This is a genomic window from Pseudomonas sp. ICMP22404, from assembly GCF_006227205.1.
Classification (GTDB): Bacteria; Pseudomonadota; Gammaproteobacteria; order Pseudomonadales; family Pseudomonadaceae; genus Aquipseudomonas.
On the sequence record NZ_VCNG01000004.1, the window covers coordinates 125,949 to 148,099 of the forward strand.

Annotated in this window: 10 protein-coding genes, 1 tRNA gene and 1 pseudogene; 6 read left to right on the top strand and 6 right to left on the bottom strand. The window is 55.1% G+C overall.

Annotated elements, in window-relative coordinates; translation table 11 throughout:
* The first annotated feature begins 1 nt into the window (after position 1).
* The gene (locus FGE05_RS08835) at positions 2 to 1,018 is read left to right on the top strand and encodes a hypothetical protein (protein WP_139643960.1); all 1,017 of its coding nucleotides are present in this window, start codon (positions 2 to 4) and stop codon (positions 1,016 to 1,018) included.
* Between the two features lie 390 nt (positions 1,019 to 1,408).
* Here the strand turns inward: FGE05_RS08835 and FGE05_RS08840 are convergent, their stop codons facing one another.
* A complete protein-coding gene (locus tag FGE05_RS08840; RefSeq protein ID WP_139643963.1) occupies positions 1,409 to 1,759 on the bottom strand; it encodes a hypothetical protein in 351 nt (116 codons plus the stop codon).
* A 168-nt stretch (positions 1,760 to 1,927) separates the two neighbouring features.
* Between FGE05_RS08840 and FGE05_RS08845 the strand changes: the two are divergent.
* Positions 1,928 to 2,676 (top strand): annotated as a pseudogene (locus FGE05_RS08845) (tyrosine-type recombinase/integrase); the annotation flags it as partial.
* 69 nt (positions 2,677 to 2,745) lie between these two features.
* Here FGE05_RS08845 and FGE05_RS29815 read toward each other — a convergent pair.
* Positions 2,746 to 2,885, bottom strand: a tRNA-Ser gene (locus tag FGE05_RS29815).
* A gap of 78 nt (positions 2,886 to 2,963) precedes the next feature.
* On the opposite strand from FGE05_RS29815, the gene FGE05_RS08850 reads away from it, so the two are divergent.
* From FGE05_RS08850 to FGE05_RS08865, 4 genes are all read left to right on the top strand, one after another.
* Entirely contained in the window at positions 2,964 to 4,418 is a 1,455-nt protein-coding gene (locus tag FGE05_RS08850; RefSeq protein ID WP_139643965.1) for a site-specific integrase, read from the top strand.
* 736 nt (positions 4,419 to 5,154) lie between these two features.
* The gene (locus tag FGE05_RS30085) at positions 5,155 to 5,700 is read left to right on the top strand and encodes a hypothetical protein (protein WP_257225616.1); all 546 of its coding nucleotides are present in this window, start codon (positions 5,155 to 5,157) and stop codon (positions 5,698 to 5,700) included.
* A gap of 379 nt (positions 5,701 to 6,079) precedes the next feature.
* On the top strand, positions 6,080 to 11,806 hold the full coding sequence (locus FGE05_RS08860; RefSeq protein ID WP_139643968.1) for a hypothetical protein: 5,727 nt from the start codon (positions 6,080 to 6,082) through the stop codon (positions 11,804 to 11,806).
* A gap of 4 nt (positions 11,807 to 11,810) precedes the next feature.
* Positions 11,811 to 15,023, top strand: coding sequence for a hypothetical protein (locus tag FGE05_RS08865; protein ID WP_139643970.1), 3,213 nt, complete (start codon positions 11,811 to 11,813; stop codon positions 15,021 to 15,023).
* A 237-nt stretch (positions 15,024 to 15,260) separates the two neighbouring features.
* Here the strand turns inward: FGE05_RS08865 and FGE05_RS08870 are convergent, their stop codons facing one another.
* From FGE05_RS08870 to FGE05_RS08885, 4 genes are all read right to left on the bottom strand, one after another.
* Positions 15,261 to 16,949 carry a protein kinase gene (locus tag FGE05_RS08870; RefSeq protein ID WP_176562992.1) on the bottom strand — a complete coding sequence of 563 codons (1,689 nt, stop codon included), beginning with the start codon at positions 16,947 to 16,949 and terminating at the stop codon, positions 15,261 to 15,263.
* A 1,010-nt stretch (positions 16,950 to 17,959) separates the two neighbouring features.
* Complete coding sequence (locus FGE05_RS08875) at positions 17,960 to 18,085, bottom strand: hypothetical protein (protein ID WP_257225617.1); 126 nt, start codon at positions 18,083 to 18,085, stop codon at positions 17,960 to 17,962.
* Positions 18,086 to 18,495: 410 nt separating this feature from the next.
* Entirely contained in the window at positions 18,496 to 20,934 is a 2,439-nt protein-coding gene (locus FGE05_RS08880) for an RND family transporter (RefSeq protein ID WP_139643977.1), read from the bottom strand.
* Positions 20,934 to 22,112, bottom strand: a complete 1,179-nt coding sequence (locus FGE05_RS08885; protein ID WP_139643980.1) for a YCF48-related protein — start codon at positions 22,110 to 22,112, stop codon at positions 20,934 to 20,936. The genes FGE05_RS08880 and FGE05_RS08885 overlap by 1 nt, the downstream gene beginning before the upstream one ends.
* Positions 22,113 to 22,151 lie beyond the last annotated feature (39 nt).

Consider the following 22,151-nt stretch of genomic DNA (forward strand, 5'->3'; position numbering starts at 1 on the left):
CTTGACAGCAGCCTTGAGCCTAGCCGTTTGCGTACTGGCTTATATTGCACTTTTCTTTTACCAGTTCGGAGCACCAATCGCATCGGGTTATGACGCCGCCAACTGGATAACTTATAAAGAGCTTGTAGGAAACAACACCGAAGGTAAACGCCTGTTGCTGTTTGGAGATTCAAGCACGGTCTTCGGAGTAAATAGCAAAACCCTGTCAGAAAAGCTCGGCGTCCCTGTTGCCAACTTAGCATTGCATGGAAACCTTCCATTAGACGCCATCACGGAATCAGCCATCAAAAATTCTCGCGCAGGTGATACTGTCGTCCTGGCACCTGTGTGGATATATTACTTCAATGATTACAGAGTCCCCAAGGATTGGATTCTGAGAGAAATGGTTGCATGGTACAGCGATTATTTTTATGGCCTTCCTTTAAAAACAAAATTGAAATATATTTCGGCAATAGATGTCAAAACGCTTTCCGTGAATGTGGATGCAAAATTTCGCAGAGTCGCCATACTGCAAGAATTTCCAAACCGCAGGGCGCTCACAGCCCAAGAAGTTAAAGATCAACACGCTAAAATAGACTGGACCGTCCCGCAACCGTTTTCATACACATTCTTGAACATGAACGAGTATGGGGATATGCAAGGAGCATGTGGTAACCAGCCTGGCGCTACAATAGCCAGCGTTCCAGTCGCCCTGGAACCTAAAGTAAACCCTCAAGTCTTGAAGCTTTTGAAACAAACCGCCCAGAGACTCAACGATAAAGGTGTGAATTTCTATATCATGCCGAGTGTTACAGTTGAGGACGAGCGCTCTGTGCAGCAGTGGTACCACCTAGCGCTGGGAAGTATCATGGACCAAATCAGAAAAGCGGGAATACCAGCCGTGGGTACGCCAGAAGACTTCTTCTTTCCAAAAACAAGCTTTTATGATACGTCTTTCCATATAAACTGCGAATCAACTCCAGAGCGCACATCGAGAATATATAACATCCTCAAGGACGTCTTACATAAAGACACATAACTTTCAGTTTTATCACTGTCTGTCAGGATCTTTCAGGCGCTTGGTAAGGCAAGAGCCCTCATGACTTGCCTTACACTTTAGATATATTGCCATTAGACGTTTACCATTCCCAGGGCATGGGACTTTCTTAGATAAATGTGATACCCCAAGATCAGCGCCGTCTTCGCGTCACTCACGCATTTCGGCGCTGCCGGCATCGTGGTTGCGTAATAGCGTGTAGCGCCGCCGGTTGGCGCCGGACAGATACGACTGATTCGAATCGCCCTTGTTCCTTCCGCCGAATACCGGTTGAGCCCCGGCCAGATCACACCCCGATGTGGACGAAACTGCGGCCTATAACCGCCCAACTGCATAAGGCATGAAACAGAGCAAAGTGAGCAAGCGAGACAATTACTTCGCAGTGATGAACCCATCACAGAGACCGTCCAGCAACCCTTGGCCGCCTTTTGAGTTGAAGAATTCAGTCGACTGCTTCACCTCCATTTCGTACATGGGGTTTGTAGCGACATCACGGATGTGTTTCGCCATCTCGTCAGTTATGTCCGCTTTCTGTTCTGTCAGGAATTTTTCTAAAGTGATACCTGCTTCTGGATGTTTTTTTGCGCATGCTTGGGTGGATGCGACAGCCATAACCGCAATGGTGTGGTCTGTGACGACGTCCGTGGCAGCCGGAGCTGGAACGGCATAAGCGAGGGCAATCACCGCGATGGCTGCACCACTGCGAACTTTACTTAGAAACATTCAGATCTCCAGATCTCAAGTATTTGGCATTAATGCCAAGACGTATCGGTCAAGCTCGCTGGTTCTTTAGCGATTTGGCCGCGCACCTCCGACGCCACCCGAATGCACTTTCCGCCACTCCCAACGGCGCCGGAACTACTTGAATCCAGCGGGTGGCAAGCCGGTCACAACCGGACAGTGCATATCGCGCTTCAGCGGGTCATCAGGGTGTTGGACCTTTGCGCGCGCAAGTGGCGCGATGAGGAGCGCCGGCCGTTACTGAACGTGGTGCCGATGATTTCCCTGCTGGACGAGAAGACGAACAGCCGAAAGCCCTACCCGCTTTCATGGGAAGAGCCGTCGATCCTGTTCACGGAGCTTCCGGCGCACCTTCAGACCATGGCGATGTTCAAGGTCAACACCGGATACCGGAGCAAGAGGTCTGCAGGCTTCAGTGGAACTGGGAGATTGCGTGCCAGCCTGGCATGAAAAACCGAGACGAGCGTCTGGCCGTGATGAACGACGTTGCCAAGTCAGTGATCGAGAAGCAGCGCGGCAAGCATCCGCTCTACGTGTTCCCGTTTGGCAAGCCTGATGGCGAAGGGAATGAAACAACAGTTCACCGCATGAACGACTCTGCCTGGAAAAAGGCTCGGGTTCGGGCTGCGAAGAAGTGGCAGAAGAAAATTCTTGCGGCCGGCTCATGACGGCTTTGCCAGGATTCGCATTCACGACTTGAAGCACACCTTTGGGAGAAGATTGCGTGCTGCTGGTGTGACTGAGGAAGATCGGAAAGCACTGCTCGGCCACAAGAACGGAAGCCTCGCCAGTCACTACTCAGCGACGGAACCGGATCAGCTCATTGCGGCGGCAAATAAGGTATCAGCAACGGACTCCGGGAGCCGATGTTGACGATTCTGAAGAGGAAGGCAGGATGAAGTCCCGAAAAACTCCCCACCAATGAAAAAGCCCAACTGGCTAGAGTTGGGCTAAGTCATTGAAAAATATGGTCGGGACGGAGTGATTCGAACACTCGACCCCTAGCACCCCATGCTAGTTATTGGCGAATTTGAGCGGATCGCTAAATACCCAAAAAGAATCCACCGAGCTAGTATCTACAAGGGCTCCAGCACTCCACCACGTCCAGCACCATCCAACGAAATCCATCGGTAGCTGACGTTTCTGTGGGGGTAAATGTGGGGGTATTTTTTTGGAGGGAAAAGTCATGACCAAGCTCACTGCCAAAGAACTGGAGTCATTAGACGCGAACGATGCAGGTCGAGTGCTCAGGGAAGACGGTGGTCTCTCTGGCAAGGTCCAACTCAAGAAAAAAGGTATCACCGTCGCGTTCTATTACCAGTTCCGATGGGAAGAGAGATTCACCGATATTTCGTGCGGGACATGGCCAGGCACATCACTACCGGAAATACGCAAAATACGGAACATCGCCCGCGACCTTGTGGCGACCGGGGTGAATCCCAACGATCATAAACGAGCCGAAAAAGCGCGAGTCCGAGCAGAGGTCAACGCTCAACTTGTCGCCGCCGAAACGCTCAAGGTAAAGGGACTGACCTTAGGAGATATGGCAGAAAAATGGCTGCTGAATGGCGTAGCGAGGAAAGACGGTAACGCAGAACTGCGCCGACGCTTCACCAAGGACCTGTACCCCACACTGAAAAACAAGACATTGTCTTCCGTAAATGAACATGATCTGCGGAGCGTGGTACGAACCGTCATTGGTCGCGGGGCTAATCGACAGGCTATTGGTTTGTTTGCCGATATCACTCAGATGTTTGCATGGGCAGAAAAGCGCCAGCCTTGGCGTGCTCTACTGGTTGATGGCAATCCGACCAATCTGATTGAAATTAATAAGCTGATCCCTGCTGACTACGAGGAGGAAAGAAGCCGCATTCTTTCGCCTGCTGAGCTGTCGGAACTACATAACTGCTTCCAACAAATGACGGCCGACTACGATGCCCTCCCCGCCGGTCAAAAGTACGAGGGCATTCGACCGTTAAAGAAGGAAACTCAACTCGCACTCTGGATCAGCCTGGGCACCTTGTGCCGGATGGGCGAACTGCTGAAGGCCGAATGGAAAAATGTCAATCTGGAACAGCAGACCTGGTTCCTCCCCAGCGAAAACGTCAAAGGCACTCGCGGCAAGAAACAGGACCATTATGTTTTCCTCTCATCCTTCGCCCTGCATTTCTTTCAGGAACTCAAGACCCTCACGGGCGACTCTCAGTGGTGTTTTCCGAACAAGCAGGATGATCAGCATGTTGATGTGAAAGTAGTGAGCAAGCAGGTGGGTGACCGCCAGGCTAGATTCAAAAACCGAAAAGCTCTCTCCCGACGGCGTCACGACGATACGCTGGTCCTTTCCGGCGGGCAGAACGGTGACTGGACACCCCATGACCTACGTCGTACGGGCGCGACCATGATGCAGGCCTTAGGCGTCAGCCTGGACGTCATCGATCGCTGCCAAAACCATGTACTGGCCGGTTCTCGGGTGAGACGCCACTACCTGCATCATGACTATGCCGAAGAGAAGAAACGCGCCTGGAACCTGCTGGGTGATCGGCTTAGTGCCGTACTGTCCTCAACCTACGAGCACCCACCAGCCGAGTCTATGCTGTCTTTTCCAGCGTTTGCGGCTACAGAGACGTGGTCTCCCTCATAGGGCTGTTGCACCCAGCGCTCTCCGGAATTTAACATCCGCGACAACCCGCTTTGTGACCCAAAATTCGCGATGAACAAAGGCGACAGACTGCATGTACACATTCGTGAGTTTCACCGTTGCAGAACTGTTCGAAAAAGTATGGGAAACGCCCATGGTCAAATTGGCCCATGACATTGGTGTTTCCGACGTCGCCGTCGCCAAAGCTTGCCGCAAGCCGGCATCCCCCTCCCAGGTCGCGGCCACTGGGCAAAATCTGAAAAGCAGCGGCCACACAAACCCAAGCCTCCTCCGGTCGAAGGTAAGGTCCGATTCCAGGTTCTCGACCGTGACACTCTGCCCGCCAAGACTGGCGCTGATTCGAACTCACCGATAGTCCAGCGAACGATTGAAGCCCCCTCTCAATTGACCGAGCCCCACACTCTCGTGAGTCAATGGCTAAAGACTGCAAAAGCCTCAAAACTCAAAGAGGGCTACCTCGATTACGCAGACAAGCGAGTCTTGAGTGTGATGATCTCATCGACATTGATCGAACGCTGCGCAATCCTTTTTGATGCACTGATCAAAGAGGGTGAGGCTGAAGGTTATTCATGGAAGATCAACGCTGAAGGAAAAACCATTGTCACTGTTAACGGCGAGCCCATGGCCGTGCGACTCATGGAGCGATTAGACAAACATCCGATACCACCGCCGCCGCCCCCCCAAGCGCCGACCCGGTGCTCCTTGGGAGCCTAATTTAATGTCCCTGCGAAGCCCGCAGTTTGAATGGACCTCAACGGGTGAACTGACTTTTCAAATTGAAGTGCGAATGGATTATGGAGAACGGAAAAACTGGAAGGACACCAAGACCGCACGCCTCGAGAAAAAACTGTCTAGCATCCTGGCTGGCTTGAGTTCCGCATCGGTGTCTATCAAGGCCCTCCGAGAGAAGGAGGAGGCAAGAGAACGGGAATGGGCTGAAGACGAAAGACGTCGTCTTGAACGCGCCCGCAACTCAGAGACTCAACGCCGCCTTAGAAGTAACCTCGTTAAACATACAGAGCGATGGGAACGTGCCGAGCGCTTACGAGCCTTTATAAAGGGCGTGGAGAATCGCCTGAAATCTACCCCACTAGTAGATCAAGAAATGGCACAAGTCTGGATCGATTGGGCGCGCAAGCAGGCCGACCTCCTGGATCCTCTGCAAGAGAATCTGGCACTGATCACCACCTTGGATGTACAGCTAGAAAGCTGGTTCAGTGGTTCACATTACGGTCAGGTGGAAAAAGGTTGGTGGCCTGAGTAACTGGCGATCCGCAGCGCTATTATCGCCCCAAGTAGGTATGTTGACCCGACTTCCACAGCCGACGATAGAAAAATTCAGGCCGTAAGAAAGCATAGGTAGCATCTGCAAGCATTCATGTAGCGGAATAACTGCATGCGCCTGGATATTGCCGCCCCGATGGCCTGCGACACCATGGCCACGCCACGGTTGCGGCCACATTCAGACTGCTTTCGGCCAACTACGACAGGCAGTAAACGGGCAAATTGCAGCCACTCGCGAGGGGCTAATCTCGGAGTGCAAGTCTGGCGTTGCGGGGCGACAAAGGGTAAAGCGTTTCCCTCGGTACTTTCCGTTCCTATCCTAGACTTCGTGAGGTCCCCATCTCTATGGAGTAGGAGCAATGTCCAAGCGCATCTCTTTTGAAGAGTTCAAGCCGAGCTTCATAAGCGTTGGCTTTGGATGGACTCCCGACCTGTTCGAGTTGGCGTTCCTCGACGGGTCAGCCAAGCTCCTACCCCTGCTCGACAATCTGCCGGACTCCACCGGCGATGTCGAGGTCGAAGTCGAAGTCGAAGGAGTGGTCGGCCAAGGGGGCGAACGACCGCTGCGGTTCGGACACTTGCCTGAAGCAACAAACAAATATGCGGCGGACCTAAGCGGGGCTGCGCCCTATCGTCTTACGATCAGCTTCGGCAAGGATGACCGACTTACTTCGGTAAAGCTCACGCTATTTTTCCTAAACCCACGCGTATTGCTCACCGATACGCTGTTCATTCCATGTAAACGTCTGGGCGACGGAAGATTTGATAAACAAACTCCAGGTGCTGCTCCTTGCGGTCTAGTAATCGTTGCCGTACCCGAACCTGAGATTGCCCTGGACGTCCGATTCGCCAATCTTACAAAGGGCGTGCCAAAGGAGGCTTTTGCGCCGCCCCCGACAGGAACTCAGTATGACGAGCAAACGCTCATCGGGCGAATAGACGTATGGATTGAATGGCGCGACGATGATCTAGCTAAGTACTCCACTGATCTGTTCGGTCGCAATATCGGTACACCTGGTGGTTCACTACCCGCAGATGTCGATAATTGCACTGTGCAGCTTTTCTCACCCGGCATATCAGAAGCGGTACAGGTATGGATGGATGTTACTCAAACGATAGGCCTCGAACTCGCGCATAAATTGACCGATGGGATCAAAATACTCCTCGACACTCCCAAGGAACCAAGCGCGGCCAAGTTGTTCAGTAAAGCACTAGTGGAGTTCAACCTAGCCCCGACCTTCAAAGGTGTGTTGTTCGAAGGGATCCGACTGCATTTACTGAATGATGCGCAGGCTGGACAAGACGGTTGGCCGTCGTTGGGGTTAAGTCTCGCCGCCTTTTCCTTCGATAGTGCAGGAGACTCCAAGACCCACTCGGCATGGTATGCAGGTTTTGAGGCTGGCATGCAAGCGGAGCCAACGAAGCCTTATTTCGGTCTTTTCAACGATGCAAGATTACACGGCTGCTTTGCCGAGGATCAACTCGCCGCCTTTTCAGTGAGTGGCACGATCAAACAGCTTGATCCTCCTTATTCATGGCTGGCGGGGCGTTCGGCCGTCTTGGCTCTGCGCTCACAGCCGTGGAAGGATCTACAAGGAACTGAACACCCGGGCATGGCGATCAGCCTGGGACTTGAGTCGATGGGCGACAAGGTGTTGGCCACGCTTAACAAGGACCAACCAGTCCCCATGACGGCCGATGCGTTCAGCCAGGTTGCCGTTGTCATGACGCTTGCACCGATTGTTCTAGCGTCCAACCCCGTAAACCCGCCAGACGGAGCGCATCCACCGGACGACAGGACGCGCGGCTATTTCGTGCCGATTCGGTCAGCACAGGGGATGGGCGAACTCTACGCAATGGTTGGACTGGGTTGGTTCTTTAAAGAAGCCGTAAAGGTCAACGAACTGCGTGTCATCGGCGTTCGTATGCAGCGACAGCCGGCCAAGGTAAACAAGCCAGACGCCGGGGATGAGTACCAAACAGCCCTCCTGTTCGATTATGAAGCGGATTACTCCATCGATTTCGGCCCTGACAACCTTAAGACGGCAAGGTCACTCACGGCCCGCATCGATGGCACAGGCATCATGTTGCATGACGAGGACTTTTTTAGCTGGGTGCAGGTGCCAAGCGGACTGCACGAGCTTTCCGTCGCCGATCCAGCGTTATGGGATGTGACCGGCATAGGGAAATGGTTCAAGGTCGTCGACGTGTTGGTGCGTCGAAAACCGGCGCGGGAAATGGTGATCCGGCTCAGATTAACCGGAAACACCGATATCGTCACAGCTGGTGACTTTGTTTTCGTGGTTCCGCTCGAAGGCGAAGGCAACGTCAAGATCGACGCGTTCCCATCTAAAATCTCAGCCGAGATCGGCGGCGTCAAAGGCATCGGAACACTGGCTATCAAGAACGATGGTACCGGTCGTACTGTTATTGGCAGCCTTGATCTGGAATTCCCATCGGGCTTCCGTATTTTCGGTGCCGCACGAGTTTCGGACATCGAAGATAGTGACGCCAAAGCTACGATTTTCACCGGCAGGGTGCACTTCGCGGCCCCCAAGCCAGTGTTTAGCACAGGGGCTGGCTGGACTGGCATCGACGCAGTCGTAGCGACGCATATGATGCGCCGTGAACCACCGGGGACGCCGGGTGTACCGCCCGCGCTCTCTTGGCTCGAATCCGTCAAAGGCGACGTCGTCAAATCAATCACGGATTACCCGGCCAGTTGGGAGGTCGCAGAGAACCACACTGCTGTCGGTATTGGCGTGACGGTAGAGTTACTAGCGCTTGGCGGTCTGCTTAACATGAACGCAATGCTTGTGATCGAGCAGCCTGGTCCGCGCATCCTCATTTTCACCAAGGTGAACCTTCTTAAAGAGCCAGTCGGCAACCAAAAAGCATCCGAAGATTTGAAGCGCGGAATCATCGGCGTGCTGGATATTGATCCCGAGCACGGCAAACTCACGCTATCGGCGCTGGTTAACGTTCAGTTCAAGGACCTGGTAACAGTACGGGCGCCTATACAGTTATTCCTAGATTCAAAGGAGACGGCGAACTGGCACTTCTTCATTGGGCATCACGCTGAGATGGCCACTGCCAAGCTCAATCTATTCGGTCTGTCGAGCCTGTCAGCCAGCGGTTATTTAATGGCTGCAGGGAAAGTCATAAAGGGTGTGCCGATATACGGGGGGGGGCCGCGGGATCTACCAGGACTCGCAGTCGCTTTTGGCCTGGGAGCACAGCTTGTAATCGGCGGAGGATCGCTTTGCGTCCGGGGAGGAATCCAGACCTACCTGTTGTTGTCCTTCGGGGATGGCATTTACGTGGGCGGTATGGTGGTTTTGTCGGGGGAACTCCGACTGTTTGGTCTCACGATTGGAGCCTCGGGTAGCCTGAGACTCGACTACTCACGTAACAGCCATGGGAAAGAAAACCTTTATCTTGAGGGAAGCATATCCGGACACTACAAGGATATGTTCTTCGAAATCGAGGGCAGTCTAACAGTCAAAATTGGCACGTCGCTCACCGAACCAATAAGTCTCCCACCCCTTGCGTTAAGTGTAACGCTCATTAGCGGGGCCAATGTCTCGTTGCGAGGGCAAGGCAGTCTGGGTCCAATCGATGGCACGCTCGGGGATGCTTCACGCATAGGAAGTTCTGAAGTTGTACCGGGCCCAGTACCGCTCGACACTGTGATCGCGCTATCGATGGCACAACCACCAAGCACAGAGGGAGCTGCAAACGACTTTGCCGGCCTAGCACCAAAATTCAACCAGAACGAATCTGAATTCACATTTGGAAACCAAGCTGCCCAATATAATCTGAAGTCCGTAAAACTCTACCGCCATCGGTTGACCGGATTAGAAGAGGTGGACTACCAATCATGTCCGGCGCGCTGGTGGGAGTCGGCACAACCATCGAAGAGCGGAATTCCGTCACCCAAGATCCTGGCGTTAATGACACGCGACCCACTCAGCGCGAAGAATTCCATAGTATCTCCCGAGCAACTGAGTGCTTGGATTGATAGTATCCTGGGAAGCATATGCGATGTTGTCACGCTCCCGCAGCCGTGCTGGTATTCACTTGGAACCACCGATGCCGGCACACCTTTGGGAGGCGAGTGGATTGTGCCAGCTGTGCTCCGTGACACAAAGACTGAGGGCATGATTGGCCGGCGTGGCGCGACGCAGGGACGATTCGCACTAAATCCGCGGCCTGGTTCGGGAGCGGATAATGATCCAATTCCGGGCTTTCCACCCTACCCGGGTACCTGCATTATCGAGCCAGGACTTGATCCGGAGTCGACAGTTCCGGTGCTTTCCTTTTATTCACGACTGCTTTCGGTGGAGCCCCGTCTCCGTGTTTCCAGCACAGTCCTGATAACAGGCGACATGGCGTTCAATGGATCGCTCGATCTGCTAGTGGCCCATGCCGGCCTTGGTGATGGTTGGTATTTTGATCTCGCCCTCTCCGACAACTCTGTCGTGAGCATGTCCTACGACGACCTTCGGAATAGGAATGCCGTTGGCAACCTGCAAGACAAAACCGTGCAGGGCGAATTCTATAAGAATGCAGAGAGGTGGAAGCTGCTCACACTTGCCTTCGAGGGTCTTAAAACACTTCCACGATATGCAAATTTTGGGTTCTGGCTTATACGGATCGATTTCTCCGCGTTGCCCCAGATCAGCGTGAATTCATATCCTGAGTCTCTCACTATCCATTTCAACGATGACGTTCCTGCAGACCATTTGGTCGACGCCATTCTTGGCGGCGTTCGCTTCACTCCCAAGGCCGAATTGGAGCGCTACCAGAACGACCTAAACCACCAGCAAGATGTGATCGAGAGCCTTAAGGACTTTCTTGTCGGCAAACCGATCCCGTTGCTTGAACCTGCTTCAGACTACGAAGTGCGCGTTGAGTGGCTTTCGGAGATAAACGGAGTGCCCCTCCCCATCGAAAATGCGACATACACGTTCAAAACAACTAATGAGCCGCCCCTGTCTGCGATCCCTTACTTGTTGGCCACGTTTCCGCAATCTCGCGAGCGCTTTCATTACACCGAGGACGTTCCAGGCTTCTGCCTGGGATCGACCGACGCGTTGCGAATGTTGATGAAGTTTCCGGACGCCAGACTCAAAGTCGTAATCACAGAGGATGGTGGAACTGAGGTGTTCGACAAAACCGGAACCCTCCGCTGGGACCGTGGCGTTCTCGTTGATCCCGCCAATTTAGTCGATCCGGCAACTCCCAGCCCCTTGGGATTCGAAAACCAAAGTGTTACCGAGTTGCCGTCCGCACTCAAGGAGGCGCTTATCGCCAAGTTGGGTACGGGCAAGCCACTGTCCTGTCTAGATAATATCAACCTACCCGCAGGCGGCATCTGGATTGGGTTTGATGTGCGACTAAGGCCGCTTTGCGGCTATAAGATCGCTGTTGATGTCGTTCACACCAACGGATCACTTTGGCAAACGGGCTCCGCAGCGGATCATTTCGTCGATTGGCAGTTCTCGACGGCGCTGCACTCCAACCTAGCTGCACATGTCGCTCAACTCACGAATGTGCCGCTTCGTCACAAGGTTGTTGCCAGGACGCTCAACGATGCATTTGCATCCGAAAGCGACGTCGTTATTGCGGAGAAGCTTTTTGAGGACCTGCTGGTAGCCTCGCTTGGGGAAGCACCTTCTCGAAGTGGTGAAGCGCGCAAGACGTTGCTTTGGCGAAAAGATGTGGAGTCAAAAAAACTGCTCCCTGCTGCATTACTCATTGAAAGTAATGAACCGCTGTTGCGCACAACCCGGAGCGTTCGCATTGCATCACGTTCTGGTCCGACGTCTGAGACGCTCATCGCCGAGCCGGAGGATCTCTTGTTGCAATCGATCGACAACAAAAAATCGCGCCGCGCCGCGGGAGCCACTTTTTCATCCAGCGGCTTCTCTGCACTCGTTCGGATTGATGCAGCGGTGAGCGGGGATCTCGTCTTGGAATTTGCTCGGTACGCTGTCGATCGAATTCCGTCGGCATTGCCTAACTTAGCATGGCTGACAGTGGCGGCAACTACTCTTGCCGCTCGCTCGACAAGAGAGGAGTAGAGCTATGTCGTTTAGAATTTACGCCCGGATGGCGCAGTTTCCTCTCAATAAGCGCGAGCGGGTCGACCAATCAGACGATCCATCCGGTCCAGTCGATCCCACGAGTTCGATTCCCGATTTCCCACATGATGCAACGTTCATGACCACGGTGCATTGGAAGGTTCAGCCAACGCTTGGTATCGCGTCCGAACCCTTCGACGTCGAATTGTGCACACAGCCTTTATCCGGGGAGCGCTTTAGCCGCAGCCACGATGAAGACATCCAGTTCGACGACATGCATTTCGAGGTATCGCTTGGCTCACTGCTGACGTCACTCGGCACGGTGGAGGCGCTGTGCGTGACGGCAATCGTCCTCGGCGACCAGGACGCCGTAATCTTTGCTGTTGATGCCGCGGGCGAGGAGATTATCGAAACCCGCCAGCCGGCACATTCTCCTAATGGCACGGCATTCATCGGGCCTGGCATATTTGGCTTGCGAGCGACTGGATCGGTCACCTTAAAGAACCTACGCGCGTTCGCGGTGCCTCCAAACCACAACCTTGAGTTCACCCAGTTGGCCACCGTGGCTCCTGCAATCGCCGGCATAGGTGCCTGGAGGCAACAGCAGTATCTCAATACCAATTATGACGTTGCCGGGATTCTAGATGTGCGGCTGGCGATGGATGCGTTAGCGCGCATGAATACGGAGCCGCCCACTGTCAAGGTGCTAGAACTGGGTGTCCATCGAAGGAAGTCCGCTGAGGTCGCAGCTATGGCGCTCACTAGTGGTCCGGCGCAGCTAATTGCCGGACATTATGGAGAGATAATAGCGAACCCTGCTCGGTCCTTTGAAACAGAAGTCCAGTCGGGAGTCTTCCTCACGCACTGCCCTGCCAAGATGCTGCAGTTGCTGGCTGGCAGTGATCCTGTGACCGCAACAACACTTGGCCATGCCGTGACGGTCCCAATAAAGCCGCCATTTAGCGCGCTCCAATCGCTCGAGGAAATCTATGCCGAAGTAGAGTCGCTGGGGCATCTCCCCTATCCGCTCATTCGGGTGCGGGGTCATCACCTCTCCTCGACCGGATTAAAGGTCGTGAGCGAGCAGTTCGCGGCCCTTTCCTTCGCAGCCGACCCGATAGCCACGATCGAACCTGGAATGATTCACGGCCCGTCGGTGCTCGACGAGCCCGGATCGACTGAGTTGGTCGTCCGGTTGGACCGCCGTTCGGCCAGTCTCGCCAGTTTTGTCGACCTTGGGGCGGGGACTTTAGGTTTTTTGATCGACGAGAACGGTAATCCACAGCGTTATATTGGAACGGGTAAGGCTGAGGATCACTCAGATGCGGGAGCTCCAACATTCCCCCTGGGTGCAACCCCCTTGCCGTTAGCCGTACCGACAGAGAAATCGATCAACATCCACTGCAGCGACACTTTCGGGCGCTGGCGGAACCCGGTTACGGCCCGCTGCAAGCTTTTGCCCTGGCCCGTACAAAAGCCAAGCTGGGGTGCTGTGGAGGTCGATTATCCAGCCGATGGAACGCTTCTTCTACGCGCCGAGATTGGCTGGGACTGGACCACACGCACACCACTGGAGATCCATGTCGGTATTGTAATAGACCCAGACGATCCTTTGAGGATTGACGCGCAAGGCGGTGTGCGGCTTCCTGGTCAGGAAGCCATACCTTTGGTTATTAAGTTTAAAGAGAAGCGCCCGTTCATAGTGCCTGGCGTTCCTCCTGATTGGTCGATCACTCTGCTTCCAGAGTACGTTCCCGATGATAGCCCGCAGGGCACGCCGGTGCCCCCTACGCCGTCGGACTTTCAGCGGTATCGCCTGCAGTTGTCGCTCGGCTCGGCAGGCGACATGTTCGATACTGAGTCAACGCGATTGGTGGGGCTAGGAGCTGTCGCTTGGGAAGCGGTGAGCGGACTGAGACCCGAACGACGCTCCGAGGATTCTCTGACCAATGTTGCTGTGCACGACCCGCGGCCGCCTCAATTGTCAGGGTCTAGGTGGCATCTCGACTGGGCAAGCCGCGTGAGTGGAAGTAAGAGTGCACGCGCGTTTATCGATTTTTCATCGCTGTGTCAAAAGCCGGTCGCAGGATTCCGGATTTGGCGTGCGCATGAGTCGGCACTCTGCGATCTTGGTCTGGCGACGCGATTCCAGGGCGATCCGGTTGCCGCGAACCGCTGCTTCAGTGAACTGCGCGCCGAGCGCGACACGACCTTACGCCTTGCGATGATCCAAGGCCTGATCGCACCCTATCTTCACAGACAGACGTTCCTTCGCGCATTCATTAACCTGTTTGAAGTCGACAACAGCAAAATTCTGACTGAATCAGGCGAGATTGAAATCTCCGGTGCCCAGGGGGGGCTTGAGTTTGTCATGCTAACGGCCGTCTCCCTCACAGCGGTACCCAGCGACAAAATGAAACTGGCAGACCTACGTGCGATTGCTGTACCGGTCGAACCCGCAACGAAAGCCCCATTGCTGAGGTTGTTCCGGCCTTCAGTTGGTACCCTCATGGAGCATGCCGGGGTCATTTCTCTGGCTATCGGTTCTTTGGAGCCCTTTGCCGCGCAGGATGTACGTGTCTTCTGGGATGGCGACGGCGGCGCTTCGAGTGAGGAGGAACTCCTTTATCGCGTAGAACCTGTTTCCGAACTTGTAGTTCAGCACCTGGAGCAGATCTGCCCTGGCTCCGTGTCTGCAATCGAGCGGATGGCAATACCACATTGGCGATACTTCGCGGTCAGGCCCATCCCCAGCTGGATGCCACATAGCTTTAGTGCGGATATCCTAAAGTCCGCACCAAAAAAACCGTCCGATACAATTCCGTCACCTCGTTCCGAGTTGCAGCGGGTCCGGCTTGTTCCACCAGATGGTGCAGCGCTTGAGGTGATTGAAGATCAATTGGAGAACTCAGTACGAAGTGTCTCTATCGAGCTTCGCAACATCTTCGAGGCGAACATACCGGGTTTTGCCCCGTGCATGATTCAGTTGGGTTTGGTTGATGCTCCAGATGGGAGCGCCGGCAGTGCCCCCTTAGTGTTCGGTCAGCTTGTCGCCAATGGTTGGAAATTCACCAATGGAACTGGCGCAGTGGAGGTATTGAGCGCAAGCGGCTCGGGGCGCCTTTCAGTGAAAACCCATGGACTGTCTGGAAAGTACTTGGTGATAGCGGCATCCGACCCCGCTGGTAGGATCGACAAGTTGACACTGCGGCTTTGATGCGTCCGATTGCTGGGAGCGTCCATGCAAACTGGAGAGCCGGCGCACCCAGCAACGGTGGTGGGAGCCCCCCAATACAGCGCCAAAGGAGCTATCTAGCAGCGCGCCATTCCTTTTAATCCGTTACTACAAGTGATTTTTCAACCGGTAATCCTACTAGCCGCTACTGCCTGGCTCGGCAGCACCCATTCCCACTCTGCCACAGATCGTTCCCTCCACTGGTGATGCTGGTGGTCGTTAGAGGGGCTGAGGTGTCACAACGGCAAAAGCCTGCTGCAGCTCAGACAGACGGGTACGAGCCGCTTCACCGTTCGCTGCCAGACGTTGTTGTCGTGTCCATCGCCCTTCGTGAATCACTGCGCTGTAGTCCCCGACCTCTGGAATTTGAAGGTGTCTCGGCATGACCGATTGCTTCATTACCAACAAGACAAAGCTGGTAAGAATCACGTCCTGAACCGTACGTTCGCCGAGCACAGCATTTAGTAGATGCTCACGCTGGATCATTGGCTGCGTGTCATCGTGAACGATTACAAATACAGGGAGATTGAGGTCATGGGAAAGCTCGGTTGCGGCTGCCCAGGAGTAAGTCAGACGATCCCGTAATACATGGAGCTTTGCAAACTCGGCAGGAAGGTCTTCAGGTTTATGCTCAAGGATTCGGAGCATATCGGCTTCGACTGCTTCATCGATGAATGTCTCTAGCGACCACTCCTCAAGTGACGCATCCATTTCTATCCGGTAAACCTCTCCAGAAGAGGTATACCAAACAAGCTCCCCTCCAGCTGCCTCCACCCAAAGATAGGTACAAAGCTGGTAATCGCCATTAAGGTCCCACCGGATCCTTACATAGCCGAGCTCAGCCCCAGGTTTGATATCCACCTGTTGCGCGGTCACGGAACCACCGCTCTTGTTCCTGACCTCTCCGTACCCCCGTATAGCCCATTCCAGCGCTTGTCCAACGCGCGTGGATCGTTTGGCATTACTCTGGAAATCCATATTTTCTAGAAGCCGCTGAAGGCGCTCTTTTCGGTCAGTCGGCGCTGGCTGCAAGTGCCGAGATAGAATCTTGAGCAAGTCAGCCCGCATCAACTCAGGACTCTGGTACCGGTCGCTGACAGAATACGCGAATGCCTTATCGAAGAAATTCCGAATGCCACTTCGCTCAAACCCTTCAAAAAATAGCCTCGACTTTTCTCTCTGGTGAGGAAGCTTGTTTTGCCCATCTTTAAGCTGGGTCGGATTTCTACCAGTGAAGAGATAGAAGAAAATCCCGGCGACCAAAGTGAGATCGGAAACCGGACTGCACTTGTCCAAACTGCCTCCATTCAACTCGGGCAGCGACAGAAATCTGTTGCCGAGTTCGTCGCCTTCTCGGGTAAGCGGCGACTGTGCATCACGGCTGTGGTCGAAGGAGATACCAAAGTCGACTAACACGGGAGACGGTACATCACCATCCTGCATGATAATGTTTTCCGGTTTGATGTCCCTGTGCAGAATTTCGGCTGCATGCGCCTGAGCGACCGTATCCAGAAGCTGCAGAGTGGTCGTAATCGCCTGATCAAGGCTGACCTTTTGGACCCGATTGCGCCATTGGCGCATGTTGTCGCCTTCGATGAATTCGGTCGCGATGTACAGCGTGATGTTCTTGTCCTTATGGCGATCCGTATTAGTCTCAATCAGGCTTGGTACTTCAAGCCCCGCCAGAGATCTGTAAGCCAGAGCCTCCCTATAAAATCTTTCGCGTCGCTCACTGTTCTTCCGGCTCTTCTCCTGGATGACTTTTATGAAAGCAATTTTCTGATCACTCTTGCGAATAACCTTGTAACCAACACCCTGCCCACCTTCTCCAGCTCCTTTAAGAGTATCCCAGCGTTCCTCGAACGAAGCAGCCTTGACCCATATTTCATTCGGTGACTCTACCTTCACGTTCCTTGCTCCTGGCTTCCCCATTTGGGGTTATCTTACTCGGTGAGTCGGCTTTGTATGGAGTTGTAGGGCCAGTTCAGTATCTGGTGGCCGGCTCTTGATTTCAGGCGTAGAAAGCGTCTTCGCACTAACTCTGAATCTCCATGCTCCGTGTTGCCTTCTGCTTCGCTTAACAGCATCGGCATCCCGGATTTCTGATTTGCGGCTCAATGGCTGGCCCATCGGTTTCCCGTGTCAACGCTTCACCCTGCACCTCACAGTGCAACATGCATCACTCGAGGGTTGGTTGATTCGCAATTTCTTACCAGTATCGAACTTTCATCGATTATCTTCCGCCAGCTTTAACTGGCACACATCGCCTCCGCCATATTTGTACCGACAAAGCCCTGATTATTCAGGGCTTTGTCGTTTCTGTGATTTGGTAAAAAGCCCCAGCCCACACTTCAGCCCACACCTTGGACGAAGTCTTGCTTTTCGACCAGCGGCTAGTTTTTTGAAGGCCTATTGCCCGCACCTACATTCCTGAGACACGGGCTCCGGGGTGGTTCTCGTAGAAAGCGCCGGAATGGATGTAGAGATCGCGACTTCCCATCGACGCAGCCCAACAAATTACACACAAACAAAAACGCCGCTCAGTAAGCGGCGTTTTTGTGTATTTGGAGAGGGAAACGAGACTCGCATCTGGTGTCCGACCCGTTGAAATCTAAGGGTTTTCTTTTCTTTCCGAAGCCGGAAAATACTTAATCCTGGACTTGTTTCTGGGATGTTTCAAGAGCAAAAAAAGGGGTAACTCCAAGCAAGGCTATTGGATTCTCCCCATAGCCAATGGACGAACGATCATCAAGCTGGCAGTGTCATTTTCACAGGTGCCGCAGGGAATGAGTCCCTCCCCCTAAAAAGACGTCCCAACCTCCCCCGCTCACCAGTCAACTCACAACCGACGAATATCGACCACCGCAGGCAACTCTTGGGGTTGGAGACCATGAGCAGATGTTCTGGATCCCACCCTCTCAGGATCGATGGCCGCTCGGAAGGGTCACGTGCAGCGTAGCTGCGGGAACCGGGGTGACGGACGCCGCCAAATCGGTAGCCGGTGTCGCCATGCTGTCGCTGGACTCGGTACGCTGCTTAGCCATGGACAATGTCCTGACCTCATCCAGTGCGGCAGTAATCACCCTATCAGGCGCCGATGCCAGCAGGTCCTGAGGCCTTTTACCGCTCAGAAAACTGTGATCTGACCGGAACCAGTAAGCCATACCCCAGCCGCCCTTGTGGCCACCGAAAGCCTTAATGACTTTGGCTAGTGCCGCCGTCCGAAAACTGCCAGCCATCACCCCTTGAGTTAGTTCCGCTTGTCATGCCTACCAGCGCCGCATCTGAGGACCGAGTCGCTCGAGCAGAAACCGGCGGCTGAACCGTCGCGAGTAAGCGACGTCAGTGGGCGCCCGCCCTTCCCATTGAGAACATCCCAACGCTACCACCGGCCAACGCGCCCACCTCACTCGAACAACAAAAGTTCACGGCCCCCATAAGAGCAGCACCTGGATCAAACGTGCTCGCTTAGCTCGGCATGCTCACCAGCCGCGGCTGGCAACGGGGCCGCCTTCAAATCATTCGAAAAAACCTCACTTCCGATGTGGCGCGCTGGACGTACCCGCAACACAGTCGCCAGGGCAGGAATCAGTACGATCGCACCGATCATGTTCCACAAGAACATGAATGCCAGTAGCAATCCCATGTCAGCCTGGAACTTGATATCAGAGAACACCCAGGCCGCGACTCCGACAGCCAGGGTCGCGCCAGTAAAGGCAATTGCCAGCCCGGTGGAACACATCGTCTGGAAGTACGCCTGCTTCAGTGATACACCTTTTTCCAGATAGCTTTCCAAGCGGTTGTAGAGATAGATGCCGTAATCCACCCCAATCCCGACACCCAGCGTGATGACAGGCAACGTCGCTACTTTTACACCTAGACCGAGCTTGGTCATGATTGCTTCGCATAGCAACGAAGAGGTGAGCAACGGGACAATCACGCACAAGGTCACTTTGAAAGAGCGGAACTCGAGCAACACCAGCAACGAGACGATCCCGTAAACCAGCAGCAGCATTGGCACCCAGGCAGAGTGCACCACCTCGTTGGTTGCCGCCTCGATGCCGGCGTTGCCCGCTGCTAACAGGATCTCGGTATGGGCGTTGGCATTCTCCGACACAAACCTCTTGACCGTGGCCACCACGGCATCCAGCGTGCCTGCCTTGTGATCGCTCAGGTAGGCGATGACCGGCAACATGGAGCAGTCGTCGTTGTAGAGTGACTGGGGGATCGACGAATGCGCACCGTTGGCGACATATCGGTTGCGCGTGGTCGTGGCCCATTTTTCATTGCCGCCATTGCGCCCGGCAATGACCTGACGCTGGACATTGAACAGCGAGGTCGTGCTCTGTACGCCGGGGGTTTCTTCCAGGGCCCACTGCAGCCGCGTCACCGTGGATGCAACCGGGTAGGAGGCACATTCGCCCGGTTTCGTCTTGACCATTGCAACGAAAACATCGGAGCTGGTCGAGTAGTTCTGCGTAACGTATCGGGTGTCCAGGTTATAGACCGAGTTGGGACGCAACTCAGGCGCACCGGGATCCAGGTCGCCGATCTGCAGGTCGCGGCTGACGGCAAACGCCCAAACTGAAATCCCCGCGGCGATCGCCACTGCACAAGCGGCCACGCGCGGCTCGGTCAGGCGCGACAGGCCATGCTGCAGGCGATGCCTGCCCTGGCTGCGCGCGAGGGCGTGCTTCAGCCCGTTCGCCGACAGCCCCGTGTACGACATCAGTACGGGCAGCAGGAACATCTTGGTGAAGATGATCACGGCCACGCCGACACTGGCGCTGATGGCCATTTCGCGGATCACGCCGATGTCGATCACCAACATCGTCGAGAACCCCACCACATTGCACAACAGCGCGACAGTGCCTGGCACGAACAGCAAGCGGAACGTCGCCTTGGCCGCATCAATCCTGCTTTCACCGCTGAGGCTGTGGCTCGCCAGGGTATTCACGTTCTGCATGGCGTGCGACACGCCGATGGCAAAGGTCAGGAAAGGCACCAGGACCGAGTAAGGATCAAGGCCAAAACCGAGCATGCGCATGGTACCCAGGTGCCAGACCACCGCCAGCAAGCAGCAGCCGATGGTGCTCAGCGTGGTCCTCCAGCAGCGCGAGTACAGGTAGACCAACGCAGTGGTCAACATAATGGTGATGAGGAAAAACAAGCCGATGCTTTCCGCGCCCTTGATCAGGTCGCCAATCAACTTGGCGAAGCCGACTACGTGGATCTCGATATCCGCCGAGCCGTATTTGTCGCGTACCAGTTTTTCGAGGCGCTCGGAAAACAAGCCGTAGTCCAGTCGTTCGCCAGTGTCGGGGTCGTTCTCCAGCAGCGGAACCATGATCACTGAAGAGGCGTGATCGTTACCAACGAGCTGCCCGACCAGGCCAGCCTTGAGCACATTGTCCCGCACGGCCGCCAAATCGTCGGCGGTTCCGGCAAAGGCTACAGGCACCACCCGCCCTGATAGCAGGCCCTTCTCGGTGGACTCCATCCAGAGGCTGTTCGGCGTCGTCAGCGAACGCAGGTTGCCGCGATCGACGCCTGGGATATAGAACACCTCATCGGTGACCCTCTTGATCAGCTCGATGTAGTCGTGACGATAGATATCGCCCTCCCGGACCTGGACCACAATGCGTACCGTGTTCGCCAACGGGCGCAGCTCGTTCTCGAAATTCAGGTAGTTGAGGATGAACGAATGGTTGGCCGGCACCATCTTGGCAAAACTGGCGTTGGGCCTGATCTGCGCGGCCTGCCAAACCATGAGCACGGAGATACCGGCAAAGAAGAGCAGCCAGAGCGTGCGATGGGCAAATAGAAAATGCTCGGCTACCCGTTCAATTCGACTGATGGCACCCCGGTTGGGTGCGCCTGTAGTGTTTTTCATTAACGATCCGCCATGCCAAATTTGAGCGCCTGGCGCTTGATGCCATTGGCACCCACCAGGAAGATTCCTGCCCGCTCAGTCGACGCGCACATTCCTGAAACCCGTGTCAGTGAGGACGCCTGGCCCAGCGCCAGGAACGAGCGGCCATTTTTGTCGCTGACAATCAGTTGCCCGTCCTGATTGACCAGTAGCGCAGTGCCGTCGGCTTGGCGAACCGCGTCGACGATCGCCTTGCCGGTCGGGCTGTGCACACTGCGCCAATGCTCACCCCGGTCGCCAGAGACAAACAGGTGGCCGCCGAAGCCGTAGGCGACCAGGGTGTCTGCCGTCAGCGCCAGCACACCGTAGATGTGCCCCTCGTAGTCGAGATTGACACGCGTCCACGAACCGCCTGCGTCACGGGAGATGAACAGCGTCCCCGCTTCGGCCGCGACGAACAGCTCGCCGTCCCCGCCCCTGGAGATAGCATTCAGGTGCAGCCCTTCCGGATTGTCCAGCCGGTCGCCGATGAATGCCCAGCGCGTGCCCCCGTCGCGAGTCTCGAATACTTGACCAAACGCACCGACGGCGAAACCATGCTGTGTATCGGTGAAGGCGATGCCGAACAACGGCTGTGAAGGTCCGGCCTGATCCGCCGCTTCAACATCGGCCAGGCGCTCGTTCGCGGCCTCCTGCAACAGTTCGACCTGCTCTGGTTCGCCGTTGGCCTTCGCCGCCTGCTCGACCTGGGCCTTGGCGCTGCTCAGCATCAGGCTGTTGGCTGCGTAACCGTCGAACTTGAGCATCCATGTAGCCCCGGCATCCTGCGTCGAAAGGATCACCCCATCGTGCCCAACCGCCCAGCCGTGCGTTGCGTCGACCGCAGTGACGGCAGTGAGCATCACCGAGGTAGGGCTCACCGCCTGCTGCCAAGTCTGGCCGGCGTCGTCGGAATAGATCACCAGCCCCATTTCGCCGACCGCGACGATGCGCTGGGCAAAGTTCGCCACGGCAATCAGTCGCTTATTCTCGCCATGAGCGGTCGCGGGTGCAGGGCGGGCTAGAAGATCCACGGCGGGATCGAGATTGCCTTTAAACGAAGCAAATACCGGTGCGCCCCCTACCATGAGCAGCGCGAAGGTCAGCGTGCCCACTAGATTACGCAACGCGTGCGCCGGGCGGCCAAATGGCTTCAACATGATCTAGACCCCTGGAAAAAAACCTGGCGCGACGCAGGC